This is a genomic window from Modicisalibacter coralii, from assembly GCF_004117855.1.
In the GTDB taxonomy this organism is placed as follows: domain Bacteria; phylum Pseudomonadota; class Gammaproteobacteria; order Pseudomonadales; family Halomonadaceae; genus Modicisalibacter; species Modicisalibacter coralii.
Map to the genome: position 1 here is coordinate 1 of NZ_QWBW01000007.1, position 13,355 is coordinate 13,355.

General features: G+C 63.1%; 10 protein-coding genes. 3 read left to right on the plus strand and 7 right to left on the minus strand.

The window, feature by feature from the left end; all coding sequences use genetic code 11:
- From D0901_RS02075 to D0901_RS02100, 6 genes are all read right to left on the minus strand, one after another.
- Positions 1-1,682, minus strand: a 1,682-nt coding sequence (locus tag D0901_RS02075) for a retention module-containing protein (RefSeq protein WP_129138636.1), incomplete at its 3' end; no start/stop codon positions are given.
- A 170-nt stretch (positions 1,683-1,852) separates the two neighbouring features.
- The gene (locus tag D0901_RS02080) at positions 1,853-2,434 is read right to left on the minus strand and encodes a response regulator transcription factor (protein WP_224419739.1); all 582 of its coding nucleotides are present in this window, start codon (positions 2,432-2,434) and stop codon (positions 1,853-1,855) included.
- A gap of 35 nt (positions 2,435-2,469) precedes the next feature.
- Positions 2,470-3,930: an HlyD family type I secretion periplasmic adaptor subunit gene (locus tag D0901_RS02085; protein ID WP_425256163.1), complete on the minus strand. Its 1,461-nt coding sequence runs from the start codon at positions 3,928-3,930 to the stop codon at positions 2,470-2,472.
- Positions 3,927-6,086 carry a type I secretion system permease/ATPase gene (locus D0901_RS02090; protein WP_233440329.1) on the minus strand — a complete coding sequence of 720 codons (2,160 nt, stop codon included), beginning with the start codon at positions 6,084-6,086 and terminating at the stop codon, positions 3,927-3,929. The genes D0901_RS02085 and D0901_RS02090 overlap by 4 nt, the downstream gene beginning before the upstream one ends.
- A 204-nt stretch (positions 6,087-6,290) precedes the next feature.
- Positions 6,291-7,805: a TolC family outer membrane protein gene (locus D0901_RS02095; RefSeq protein WP_129138638.1), complete on the minus strand. Its 1,515-nt coding sequence runs from the start codon at positions 7,803-7,805 to the stop codon at positions 6,291-6,293.
- A gap of 226 nt (positions 7,806-8,031) precedes the next feature.
- Positions 8,032-8,364 (minus strand): tryptophan synthase subunit beta like protein, encoded by a 333-nt coding sequence (locus tag D0901_RS02100; protein ID WP_129138639.1) that lies wholly within the window; start codon positions 8,362-8,364, stop codon positions 8,032-8,034.
- Positions 8,365-8,658: 294 nt separating this feature from the next.
- Between D0901_RS02100 and D0901_RS02105 the strand changes: the two genes are divergently transcribed.
- Positions 8,659-8,940, plus strand: a complete 282-nt coding sequence (locus D0901_RS02105; RefSeq protein ID WP_129138640.1) for a hypothetical protein — start codon at positions 8,659-8,661, stop codon at positions 8,938-8,940.
- A gap of 61 nt (positions 8,941-9,001) precedes the next feature.
- Here D0901_RS02105 and D0901_RS21205 read toward each other — a convergent pair whose 3' ends face one another.
- Positions 9,002-9,508 carry a pilin gene (locus D0901_RS21205; protein WP_129138641.1) on the minus strand — a complete coding sequence of 169 codons (507 nt, stop codon included), beginning with the start codon at positions 9,506-9,508 and terminating at the stop codon, positions 9,002-9,004.
- A 445-nt stretch (positions 9,509-9,953) separates the two neighbouring features.
- Here D0901_RS21205 and pilB point away from each other — a divergent pair, with 445 nt between their 5' ends.
- Positions 9,954-11,768 carry a type IV-A pilus assembly ATPase PilB gene (gene pilB, locus D0901_RS02115; protein WP_129138642.1) on the plus strand — a complete coding sequence of 605 codons (1,815 nt, stop codon included), beginning with the start codon at positions 9,954-9,956 and terminating at the stop codon, positions 11,766-11,768.
- A gap of 286 nt (positions 11,769-12,054) precedes the next feature.
- Positions 12,055-13,299, plus strand: a complete 1,245-nt coding sequence (locus D0901_RS02120; protein ID WP_224419896.1) for a type II secretion system F family protein — start codon at positions 12,055-12,057, stop codon at positions 13,297-13,299.
- Positions 13,300-13,355: the final 56 nt, after the last annotated feature.

Consider the following 13,355-nt stretch of genomic DNA (forward strand, 5'->3'; position numbering starts at 1 on the left):
CTCGGGTCGTCGTTGACCGGGGTGACGCGCACGCCGACCGTGGCCGTGGCGCTGCCGCCCTGGCCGTCGCTGACGGTGTAGTCGAAGCTCGCCGCGCCGTTGTAGTCGGCGGCCGGGGTGAAGGTGATGCTGCCGTCGGCGTTGAGYACGACKYYRCCGTKCWCGGCACCGCTCACGCTGGTGATCGTCAGGGTGTCGCCGTCGACGTCGCTGTCGTTGGCCAGCAGGGTCGCCGGGTCGATGGTCAGCGCGGTGTCTTCGGCGGTGGTCAGGGCATCGTCGACCGCCACCGGTGCATCGTTGACCGGGGTGACGGCGATCGTCGCCGTCGACGTGGCGCTGCCGCCCTGACCGTCGCTGACGGTATAGGTGAAGCTCGCGTCGCCGTTGTAGTCGGCGGCCGGGGTGAAGGTGATGCTGCCGTCGGCGTTGAGTACGACTTCACCGTTCACGGCACCGCTCACSCYGGTGATCGTCAGGGTGTCGCCGTCGACGTCRCTGTCGTTGGCCAGCAGRGTCGCCGGGTCGATGGTCAGCGCGGTGTCTTCGGCGGTGGTCAGGGCATCGTCGACCGCCACCGGTGCATCGTTGACCGGGGTGACGGCGATCGTCGCCGTCGACGTAGCGGTACCCCCCTGACCGTCGCTGACGGTATAGGTGAAGCTCGCGTCGCCGTTGTAGTCGGCGGCCGGGGTGAAGGTGATGCTGCCGTCGGTGTTGAGCACGACCTCACCGTTTACGGCACCGCTCACCCCGGTGATCGTCAGGGTGTCGCCGTCGACGTCACTGTCGTTGGCCAGCAGGGTCGCCGGGTCGATGGTCAGCGCGGTGTCTTCGGCGGTAGTCAGGGCGTCGTTCGCGGTATCGGGAGCGTCATTCACCGCCGTGACGGTCAGCGTCAGGTTGCCGGTGCTGTCCAGCAGGCCATCGGACACCGTGTAACCGATAGGAGGGACTTGCCCATTCCAGTCGGCGTCGGGCGTGAATGTATAGCGACCGTCAGCCTCCAGAATCAGCGTACCCATACCATCCAGGACGGCGACATCACCGGCTGAATAACTATCACCACCGACGGTGAACGAGACCACCGTCAAGGTATCGCCTTCGGGGTCGCTGTCGTTGTCGAGAACATTGCCTGACAGTACCGAATCTTCCAGCCCTTGCAGGACGTCATCGGTGACGGTGGGTGCCGCATTGACCTGCGCCTCGCCGGTGAAACGCGCCGCCTGGGCATCGTTCAAGGACGCCGCATCGTAGTTGAAAACCGGTGAGTCACTGTCGAGCGAAATACGCGCCAATTCCACGAAGCTGTGACCACCACCACCGCCGCCGCCACTGCCCAGACCAGCAGCAGTCGCGTCGAGCGTATCGAGCAGATCACCTTCGCCCTCGTCGATGGCAGTCAGCAGCGTCTCGAGATCGTCGTCTAGGACGGAGGCTTCATCGTCGGGCACGGGCGCCTGGGCGTCGAGTTCCGCCGACATAGCGACCGCTTGCTCGGGCCCGATGACGACCGGCGCCGAGTCGGCGAGATCGAGCTGCACATGACCGTTATCGCCGGTAATGAGCTCCTCGCCCTCCATCAGCACATCCCCGGGCCGCAGCGAGCGCAAATTGCCATCGGCATCACGAGCCCAGACCTGGCCGGAGACGGAAAGAACGGTTGCGATTGGAGTACTCATGCGTCATCACCCTGCAAGCGAAAGAGGTCTCAACGCCACCTGCCGATCACGGAGGGACGCCCAGTGAGAGAGATGATAAGAAATCCGACCAGAGGGAGGTATTGGACCGAGGTACAGTAACTCAATGTAACAACCCGTCAGGTCAACGTGACGGGTTGTACCGGGGGCGTTCAGGGCATGCTGACTTGCTGGCCCGACAATGCCAGCACGAGTTGCATGCGGTCACGAACATGCAGCTTGCGAAACACGGCGCCCAGATGCGCCTTGACGGTCCTCTCGGTGATATCCAGCTGACGCGCCACCTCCTTGTTGCTCTTGCCGGCTGCCACGGCCAGGGCGACATCGCGCTCACGACTCGTCAAGCCATCGAGCACGACCTCGGGCACTCGTTTGCCATCATCACACAAGAGCCTGAAGGTGGCGCCGACCACCTGCTGCAACAGCTCCGGCCATACCCAGAGGCCTTGATTGGCGGTGACCAGTGCGACCTGCTGCAGCAAGGCCGGAGCAGACAGCGCATGGGCATAACCCCGCGCGCCGGCATCGAGTGCCTGAAAGGCTTGACTGACGTCCGGCCGATAGGCGAGCACCACCACGATGGCCTCGCGCCGTGCCAGCTTCAGCACCAGGCCGGCCCAGTCATCGAGATCGGCGAGAATCCAGACATGGTCTTCCGGGCCGGCCTGGGCGCTGACCTGGGCCGGCGTGCAGAGCACGGCGCCCGGAAAGGCTTCGGTCCACCGCGGAACCACGTTTTCACCCTGACATACGAAAAACTGTCTATTATTCATCGTTCGCTCAGCGCATTGCCCTTGGCTCGCAGGAGTGGCTTGAGCAAATAATCGAGTACCGTGCGCTTGCCGGTACGAATATCCACCTGCGCCGTCATTCCCGGAATGATGGTCAGGCCCGGTCCCAGCGTATTGTCCTGGGTACGCACCCTGACCAGATAGAACGTATTGCCGTCGTCATCGGTGATGGTGTCTGCACTGATGTGCTCGAGCGTCGCCTCCATGCCGCCATAGGTCGCGAAATCATAGGCCGTGAACTTGACGAAAGCCGGCTGGCCAGGTCTGAGAAACGCGATATCCTTGGGCGCGATCCTCGCTTCGACGAGAAGCTGCTCGTCATCAGGCACGATCTCGATGATGTCCTGGCCGGGCTGTACGACACCGCCAAGCGTGGTGACATGCAAACGCTGCACGACACCATCCACGGGCGAACGGATTTCGGCCATACTCACCTTGTCCTGAAGGCCGACGTTACTCTGCTCAAGAGCGGCCAGTTGTCCCAGGGTTTCGGAAAGCTCATTGCTCCAGCGATTCTTCAGTTCCAGCGAAGACTCCCGCAACTTGCTCTCGGCCTCGCCGATGGCCGCCTTCAGCCGTGCCACCTGGGCCGTCGCCTGGCTGCGTTCCCCGCGCGCATTGGAGACATCCCGCTCCAGACGCAACACCTCGACCTCGGACACCGCACCGGAACTCAACAAGGGACGCGTCAACGACAGCTCCCTACTGGCCAGGCTCAGGGCTCGGGAAGCCTGGTCCAGACGGGCCTGCGCCTCCTTGAGTTCCTCCTGGCGCTGGCTCAACTGCTCCTGAGCGATCTTGCGTGTTTCCTCCAGCGACTGGCGACTGCTCTCGAAGAGGGTTCGCTCGTGGGCGACCAGATCGGGCGCCTGTTCGGCCAATTCGGCCGATGGCTCGAAGGGGTGTTCGGCGATCAGCGCCTTGAGGCGAGCGGCCTTGGCCTGCAGTGCCAGCGACTTGGCAACCCCTTCCTGATAGGAAGAGACGAAGCGAGTCGGATCGATGCGCATCAACAACTGGCCTGCCTTGACGACGTCCCCCTCCTTGACCAGCAGCTTCTTGACGACACCGCCGTCGTAGGACTGCACGACCTTGAGTTGAGAGGAGGGAATCACCCGCCCCATGCCCTTGGTGACCTGGTCGATCTCGGCCACGGCCGCCCAAGCCAGCAGGGCCAGCAGAATGCACACCACCAGGTAGAGCAGCGCCCGCGCACGCATGGGATCCTGCTGCATGCGCGCCCAATCGGCATCGCTGGCCCAGTCCCGGTTGAGGTGCGCGGAAGACACCCAGCGCGCGAAAAGCCGATCGATCAACGGACGAAACGGCTTGCCGCCGCCACGGGTAATCCGACCCATTGCCTCGAAACCGGCCTGCTCCGCACTGCGACGGCGTGGAGATTCTGCCCCTCCCGGCGTGACGGACGATGACTCGCTCACTGGTTCGCCCTCCCGACCTGGCCTTTACGCAGCGCTTCGACCACCTGATCCTTGGGCCCATCAGCGACGACCTTGCCACCGTCGATGACCACGATGCGGTCGACCAGCGACAGCAGTGACGTCCGGTGTGTGACGACGATCATCGTGCGGTATCGGGCATGCGCTTCCAGGGCCCGTTTGAACGCATCTTCGCTGGTGTGATCCATGGAACTGGTGGGTTCGTCGAAAAGCAGGATTTGCGGATCGTTGACCAGTGCCCGGGCGATCGCCACGGCCTGACGCTGCCCGCCGGAAAGCAGCTCGCCACGCTCACCCACCTGGAGCTCCACGCCTTGCGGATGGCCGTTGACCATTTCCTCGAGTCCGCTGAGCTTTATGGCTCGCAAAAGGGCCGCGTCGTCCACGCCATCGCTGCCCCCTGCCGCCACGATATTGTCACGCAACGACCCGTAGAAGAGCGCGATATCCTGGGGCACATAGCCGATGTGCCGACGCAGATCGACCGGATCGAACTGGCGAATATCCACGCCATCGACCATCACGGCACCCGCAGTGGGCTGATAAAGCCCCTGAATGAGCTTGTTGAGCGTCGACTTTCCGGAACCCACCCGTCCGAGTATCGCCACCTTCTCTCCGGGACGAATCTGCAGCGAGACATCACGCAGGACATCCCGCTCCTCGTTGGGATAGCGCAGCGAGACGCCGCGCAGTTCCAGCCGCCCCTCGATCTGGGGGCGAGCGACATAGTGACGCCCCTCGGGACGCTCCACCGGCGTCTTCATCACCTCGTTGAGCGACGCCAGCGCCGTCGAGGCGTTGTGATATTGCCCCATCAGCGCCGCCGCCTGACTCACCGGCCCCATGGCCCGCGATGACAGCAGATAGGCAGCGATCAGGCCACCCTGCGACAGATCGCCATCGATGATCAGATACACCCCCACGATGATGATCGAGACGGCCACGGTCTGTTGCGCCCATGTGGCCACACTGCCCACCGAGGTTCCCAGCAGGCGCATCTGTGCCGACGTGCGCGAGAGAAAGGCCGTGCCCTTTTCCCAGGCGCCCTGGATACGCCCTTCGGACCGTAAGGTCTTGACCGTTTCCAGGTTGCTCAGGCTTTCTATCAGGGTGGCGTTGCGCTGCGCGCCGACACGCCAGGTGGTTTCCGACAACTCGTGCATCCGGCTCTGGGCGGCCAGGGCGTAGAGCAGCACGACGACGATACCCACCACGATGGGAATCACCAGTGGCGGCGAAATGATGGCGATGATCGTGGCGAAGAGCAGCACGAACGGCAGGTCGACCAGACCAATGATGGTGGCCGAACCGATGAAGGCACGCACCGATTCGAAGGACTGCAGGGTCGAGGCGAACGACCCCGTCGAGGCCGGGCGCGCCTCCATCCGCATGCCGAGCACCCGCTGCAGCAGCGCCGACGACAACTTGACGTCGGCCCGGCTGGCGGCGAGGTCGACGAAGGCGTTACGCGTCAGTCGCAGTGCCAGATCGGCACACAGCACGAGAAAGATCCCGGCCGCCAGGGCCCAGAGTGTTTCGGTAGCCTGGTTGGGGACCACCCGATCATAGACGTTCATGACGAACATCGGCATGGCGATGGCGAACAGGTTGACCAGTACCGAACCGATCAAGACATCGCGGTAGAGCCTTCGATTCTCCAGCACCACGCCCCAGAACCAGTGGCGATTTTTCTGCCGCTTGACTTCCGGCGTTCGCGCGTCGAAACGGTGCTTCGGACGGACATAAATGGCACGCCCACTGTAGCGTGCCTGCAGCTCGTCCAGGGGGACCTCGACGGCGGCCTCGCTCAGCTCGGGATAGATCACTTGCGCTACACGCTGCTTCACGTCCAGCGACAGCAGCACGCAGGCCCGTGCCGACTCGAGCAGCAGAATCACCGGGAAAAGCTGCGGATTCAGGCGCACCAGTCGGCAGAGCGCCTGCCGCGAGGTCAACCCCGCACGCGCGGCAGCCCGCGCGAAGACACTCGGCGTCAGGCGGCCCTCATCCAGTGGCAGCCCCGCCAGTGTCGCCTCCCGGGTGATTTCGTGATCATGGGCCCGGGCCACGATCTGCAAACACTCGAGCAGGTCATCACCCGTCGATTGGCCGCCTTCCCACTTGATATGGCTGGTCACACTCTCACCCGCGCATTCCTCGTTTTTCTTGACCCGGGCATGCCGCGACTATCACGCCGTCACGCGTCGACGGTCACGGGCTCCGGCATCCGCTTCGTGCCCCGTCAGGCGCCGAGCCAGACAACCGCCCAGGGCAAGGCCAACACACTATCCCTATCGGCGAAGACGGCAAAGTCTGGAGGTGACGCGGCGCCACCTTCGAGCTCATCGCAACGCCGACCTCACCGCACGCAATCGGGATCCCTCCCCGATCGTGCCGACCGGCGTCAGACCCGCGGTCAGTTCCTCGAGGCTATAATGCGTCGGCGTCTGGGCCGGGCACAGGCTGTCGCCGTCGAGGGTTACGCCGTCGCTCCCCAGTTCGGCCAGCGTCGGTACGCCGCTGCGCGACACATTCAGGGCCGGCAGCAATTGCCCCATGGCGGCCAGGGTCCGGGCACGAGCCAGTTCCAGGTCATAGGCGGCATTGGTGTAGGCTCGGCTCGCTTCGAAATATTCGTTTTCCGAGTCGAGCACGTCGAGCAAGGTGCGCTCACCGATGTCGAACTGCTGCTGGTAGGCGCCGCGCACACGCCCTGTCGACAGCCGATGCTGGTTGAGATATTGCAGTTGCTCGGTGATCTGCCGCGTATCGTTGAAGGCAACGGAAGCCGTTTCACGAACGTTTCGGCATTCGTTGTCACGCTGATCCCGTGCCTGCTCCAGCAGGTCGTTGGCCTGCCGGTAAGACGCCAGATCCGAGCCGCCGCGGTACAGGTTCATGCTGGCGACGACCTGGACGACCCCCTGGTCGTAACGCCCGGTGGCACCACTCTGGTTGTTGGTGCCGGCACTGGCACGGAAGTCGACCTGCGGGTGAAAACCCGACTTGGTCTTCGCCGCGGACGCCTTGGCCGCAGCGATATTCTCGATGGCGGCATGAAACCCGGGATTCCCCTCGTAGGCCTTCATCACCACCTGACGGATCGAGTCGGGAAACCCCTGGGTGAAATCGGGCGCCGCCGCCAGCTCGTCCGCCGGCAACTCGCCGACGAGATGCTGGAAGCGGGCACTCACGTCGTGAAGATTGGCGGCTTCCGTCATCAGGTTGGACTCGGCCAGCGCCAGACGCCCCGTGATCTGTTCCAGATCCACGCCGCGGCCCGCCCCGGACTGCGTACGCTGGTCGATCTGCCGATAGACCTCGAGATGCTTGGCATAATTGTCACGAGCCAGCCTGACCAGCTCCCGATAGCGGCGCACATCCTGGTAGGCCTGAGCCACCTTCAGTGCCACATCGTTGCTGGTACTCATGAATTGGTAATAACTCACCAACTGGGCACGATCGAGACGCTCCACTTCATTGGCCGTCTCCAGACCGTCCCAAAGCATCTGGGTCAGCGTGATCTCGGCGAAGTCGGCATTGTAACTGCCTCGCCCGTCGTCCTCACGATACTCACGACCGACACCGGCACTGACATCCAGGCTCGGCAAGTAGCCCCCCTGAGCGACATCGACTTCGTCCATGGCTGCCTGCAGCCCGTGCCAGCTGGCCTGCACGTCCGGGTTGTGGTGCATGGCACGTTGCACGGCATCCTGCAGCGTGGCACCGCCCGATGGCGCCTGTGCACTGGCCTGGGACGTCACCAGCACCAGAGCCGGGGCCAGGGTGACGGCATTGAACAAACCACGGGAGACATGGCGAAAGAACGCCCGACGAGGCTGAAAGGAAGGCTGCATGTTTCGGTTTCCTGCTGGCCCCTGCCGGCGTGCGTCGTCCAGACGGGGCGGGTTGTTGTGAGCTCGAGCCATGACGTTCAGCGAGCTGACTCGAGCGGCCTGCATCTGGCGCCCTGCAAGGAGCACCGAGAATCCTCGAACCACCACCGGGTCGAGGCCCTGCCCGTCATGACGGTGCAGATGCTCATGCCCCGGAATTTCTTCGTTCCAAGCTCTGTTACGACACCTAGTGCGACGCTTCGAAGCCGCTCTCGATGGCCGCTTTTTCGATCTGGTGCTGATAGCGCACCAGTCGACGACCCGCCAATTTCTCGCGGGCCGCCATCGGCAAGTCCTCGAGACACAGCAACTCATCGTTCACAAGCACCTCGAGCAGGTCCTCGAGCACCCTGATGAACTCCCTGTCCCGTTGCTGCCACCGCCGGTCGTGAAGGGTCGTCCCGTCATCCAGGAAAGTGCCCCACTCCTGCGCATCCGCCGGCAGATACTCGGTGCAGTCCGGGGTCGCGTACCGGCTTGCCAGCTCGATCTCGCCATTGGCACTTCGCTTGATGTACATGAGCCTCTCCCTTCTCTACCGGGCCGCCTGGCCTAATGCCCAGACGATGCGGTGCCGACCTTGACGTCATGCCTCTTGGAGCCAGCACCTCCTCCAGCCCCGCGCTGCGTTACCAGGAGTGTAAACCAGAACTCACAATAAATTAACAAAAAATAACGACAAAGTAAGCAGGATCACCGACGGTCAGAGTACGCCGGCTCTCATACGCCCGGCGGAGCACCGCCAGCGCCTGACTCGGTACGGCGTGGCATGCTATCTTTGCCGGTAGACCAACCACTGGCAGGAGCGAGACCGATGGCCGGTTCGGAAATGCAAAAGATTCGCGTGATCAACGAGCTACGGGAATTCATCAAGAAGCTGCTGCAGGACCCGCAGATTCTCGAACAGTCGCTGACGGTCGCCCGGCGGCACCTGGGGGAAGGCAATAGCGATCGGGTGCTGGCGAGCATCGCCAACGAGATCAGCGACACCACCAGCGTGCATATCCCCGACGACCCGGCGGAGTTCTCCGAGGCCGATCGGCTGTATCTGGAGTTATTGAAGGAAGTGGTTAGCGAAGAGCAGGCGTTGTATTGAACAAGAGGCCGGCATTGCCGGCCTTTTTACTAACAAAAAACAATATTAACTAGAAATTAAGCTATGGACTAGATGGTATTTCACAATTTGTCACAGCAGACTCAGGGGAAATATCACTGGAAGTTTGGCAGTCCCACAGACCATTTCCATCGGCATTGTAAGTATACGTAACAGTTCCTGAAACAACACTTTCCACATCGGTACCAGAACCAAATGTGTAAGTTGCACTGCCAGAGGGATAGGTGACTTCATCCTCGCCAGAACCAGTAGTGGATTCGCCAACAGAAATAGCTGTTAACGCCCCATACTCACCTTGCTCTTGTACACCCCATTGAGAGAAATCGTTATCATCGGGAGCATTACGCCCGCTCTGTATAACTTCAGCAATTACTGGTTTGACACCACCAAGTAATGAATGAGCTTCAGCAAACTGACTTCTTGCGACATAATCCTGATATCGCGGAATTGCGATTGCCGCCAAAATCCCAATAATCGCCACCACGATCATCAGTTCGATCAGCGTGAAACCGCCCTGCCGCCGGTTCGCCCGGCCCACCTGCTTTTTCATTCTCGGCTCCCTAGAAGCTCAGTGCGTACAGTGCCTGTTTACCAGATCCCTCACTACGATGCCATGACATGGCTGGTATCGCAGCGTGGATAGCGCCTGCTTCGTGCCAATACGATCCGCTCATGCGTTACCGTCCACGGTGCCACGCGACGCAACATTATTTTACACCAAGCGACCCGGTCGGGGAGTACCGTAAAGGCTGAAAAACGTGCCACTCTTGCGTCCAGATCACGGTATGGCGACCTCATGTTGGCCGACGCGGCAACTGCCTGCGTCAGGTCAAGACGCCATGATTGAAGATGCGCCAGGCTAGCACTGCAGGGCGCCGGGCGTTTCACTATAGTGATCGACAGGTCGCGGGAGGCATCGACGCGAGCCACGAGGGTGGCGTCGCGTTGCCCCGACGCAGGTGACCGATTCAACGAGAGGCAGCAAGCCCGACACCATGTCTTCCTACTCATCGCCAGATACCTCATCCCCGGCCGCAGGGCCACATGCCGAGCACGCTGCCGGGGACCGTCATTCGCCGTTGGCGCGCGCCTCGACCCGGGTCGACGACGGTCTGCGCGGGCTCTCGCGCCGGCTGCTCGCCGAGGAGCTGGTCAGCGACGCAGCGATTCGTCGCGCCGAACAGGAAGCCCAGGCCAGCGAGACCTCGCTGCTCAAGCACGTCATCGATACCGGCCTGGTCACCGCCCGCGAGGCGACTCAGGCGGCGGCCCGCGAGTACGGCCTGCCGATCCTCGATCTCGATGCCCTGCGCCGGGATATCCTGCCGCCGGCACGGGAGATGCCCGAAAAGGTCCTGCGCACGCATCACATCCTGCCGCTGATGCGCATCGAGCACCGCCTCACCGTCGCCGTGCCCTACCCCTCCACGCTGGCCGCCCTGGACGAGCTGCAGTTCGCCACCGGCCTCTCGGTGGAGGGCGTCCTGGCGCCGATCGACCAGCTCGAACCCGCGGTCGAGAGTTACCTGGCCCAGAGCGATGCCGACAGCATGCTCGAGGCCCTCGACGACGAGAGTCTGGACGGCCTGGACTACGGCGAACAGTCGCTCGATGAAGATGCCGAGAGCGGCATCACCGCCTCCGGCGACGATGCGCCGGTGGTCAAGTACGTCAACAAGCTGCTGCTCGACGCCATCCGCCGTGGCGCCTCGGACATCCACTTCGAGCCCTACGAGACCAGCTACCGGGTGCGCTATCGCATCGACGGCGTGCTGCTCGAAGTGGCCCGGCCGCCCTTCAACATGCGCACCCGCATCGCCGCACGCCTCAAGGTGATGGCCAAGCTCGACATCTCCGAACGCCGCCTGCCCCAGGACGGCGCGATCAAGCTGCGGCTGTCCAAGAACCGCTCGATCGACTTTCGCGTCAACTCGCTGCCCACCGTCTACGGCGAGAAGATCGTCCTGCGTCTGCTCGACCCCGCCTCGGCCAAGCTGGGCATCGACGTGCTGGGCTTCACCCCCAAGCAGAAGGCGATCTACGAACGCATCCTGGCCCAGCCCCAGGGGATGATCCTGGTCACCGGCCCCACCGGCAGCGGCAAGACGGTGACGCTCTATACCGGCCTGAACCTGCTGAACACCGCCGAGCGCAACATCTCCACCGCCGAGGACCCGGTGGAGATCAAGCTGCCCGGCGTCAACCAGGTCAACGTGCAACCCAAGATCGGCCTCGACTTCGCCACCGCCCTGCGCGCCTTCCTGCGTCAGGACCCGGACGTGGTGATGGTCGGCGAGATCCGCGATCTGGAAACCGCCGAGATCGCCGTCAAGGCCTCGCAGACCGGCCACCTGGTACTCTCGACGCTGCACACCAATTCCGCCGCCGAGACGCTGACGCGCCTGCGCAACATGGGTGTGGCACCGTTCAACATCGCCAGTTCCGTGTCGCTGATCATCGCCCAGCGCCTGGCCCGAAAGCTGTGTCCGAACTGTCGCCAGCCCGCCGACATCCCCCGCGAGGCGCTGCTCGAGGAGGGCTTCAGCGACGCCCAGCTGCGCGATGCGACGATCTATCAGCCGGTGGGCTGCAAGCAGTGTACCCTGGGCTACCATGGGCGGGTCGGGCTCTACGAAGTGGTCCCCGTCGACGAGGCGATCAGCCGCCTGATCCTGCAGGAGGCCAGCTCCCTGGACATCGCCGCCGAGGCCCATCGCCAGGGATACGCGGACCTGCGCCACAGCGGTCTGCAGAAGGTCCTGGAGGGCGTGACCAGCCTCGAGGAGATCAACCGGGTCACCAAGGACTGAGCGACGCGGCACGACAATACTCACTTCTCGCAAAGAGGGAGCGTAAAGGAACTGCTGCATAAATGCCTGCGCGAGCGAATCGCTTCGTTGCGTGGTACTCGAAAACTCGCCTAACTTCATGTTATGTCTCGTTTTCTGTGTTCCATGCGCCTCGCGCTTCATCTCGCTCGTCGATTTATTCAGCACTTCCTAAAGCGGCCGCAGCGGCGGCCGATAACACCAAAAACGCAATCCGCCTTCTGGATGGGCGCGGGGAATGATCATGGCTACCACATCGACGCAGGACATGCGCCATCACAAGGCGCGGGGCAAGTCCCGGTCGCGCGAGAAGACACAGCTCTATCGCTGGCGCTGGACGGGCAAGAACGGCAAGGGCGAGAACGTCGACGGCGAGATCGTCGCCGTGCAGCGTGGCGAGGTCGAACGCGAGCTGGCCAAGCAAGGCATCATCGTCAAGAGTATCCGCCGCAAGAGCAGCCTGTTCGGCGGTACCGGGCGCATCAAGCCACGCGACGTGATGCTCTTCTCGCGGCAGATGTCGACGATGATCCGCGCCGGGGTGCCGGTCCTCCAGGCCTTCAACGTGGTGACCGAAAGCCTCAAGAACCCGGCGATGCGCAACCTGGTGCAGAAGCTCGCCGACGATGTCGCCGCCGGGGCCAGCTTCTCCGATGCCCTGCGACAGCATCCACGCCACTTCGACCGGCTGTTCGCCAACATGATCGAGGCCGGCGAGCAATCCGGTTCCCTGGATCGCATGCTCGAGCGGGTGGCGCTCTACAAGGAGAAGGTCGAATCGCTCAAGGCACGGGTCCGCAAGGCGCTCTACTACCCCGCCGCGGTCATTGCGGTGGGCATCGGCGTGACCGCCCTGCTGCTGATCAAGGTGGTGCCGCAGTTCGAGAGCCTGTTCCAGGGCTTCGGCGCCGAGCTGCCGGCGATGACCCGCATGACCATCGCCTTCTCGGAATTCGCCCAGGCCTACTGGCTGCCCGGGTTACTGGCGCTGGTCGCGACGATCGTCGCCATTCAGCAGGGGGCCAGGCGCTCGCCGGGCTTCGCCTATCGCCTGCACAAGCTGGCCCTGCGCCTGCCGGTGATCGGCGACATTCTCGACAAGTCGGCCGTGGCTCGCTTCTCGCGAACCCTGGCTACCACCTTCGCCGCCGGCGTACCGCTGGTCGAATCGCTCGAGACCGCGTCCGGCTCCACCGGCAGCCGGGTCTACGAGCGCGCGGTGCTGCGCATTCGCGACGACGTGTCCAACGGCCAGCAACTGCATTTCGCGATGCGCTCCACGGGGCTGTTCCCCAGCCTGGCGGTCCAGATGGTCGGCATCGGCGAGGAAGCCGGCTCGATGGATACCATGCTCAACAAGGTCGCCGATTACTACGAGGAAGAGGTCGACAACAAGGTCGATGCCCTGACCTCGCTGCTCGAACCCTTCATCATCGTGGTGCTGGGGGTACTGGTCGGCGGGCTGGTGGTGTCGATGTATCTGCCGATCTTCGAGCTGGGCAACGCCATTTGAGGCGTTTCGCCCGGTAAAAACGCCGCATTGCGAACAATGCGGCGATGACCTGCCTA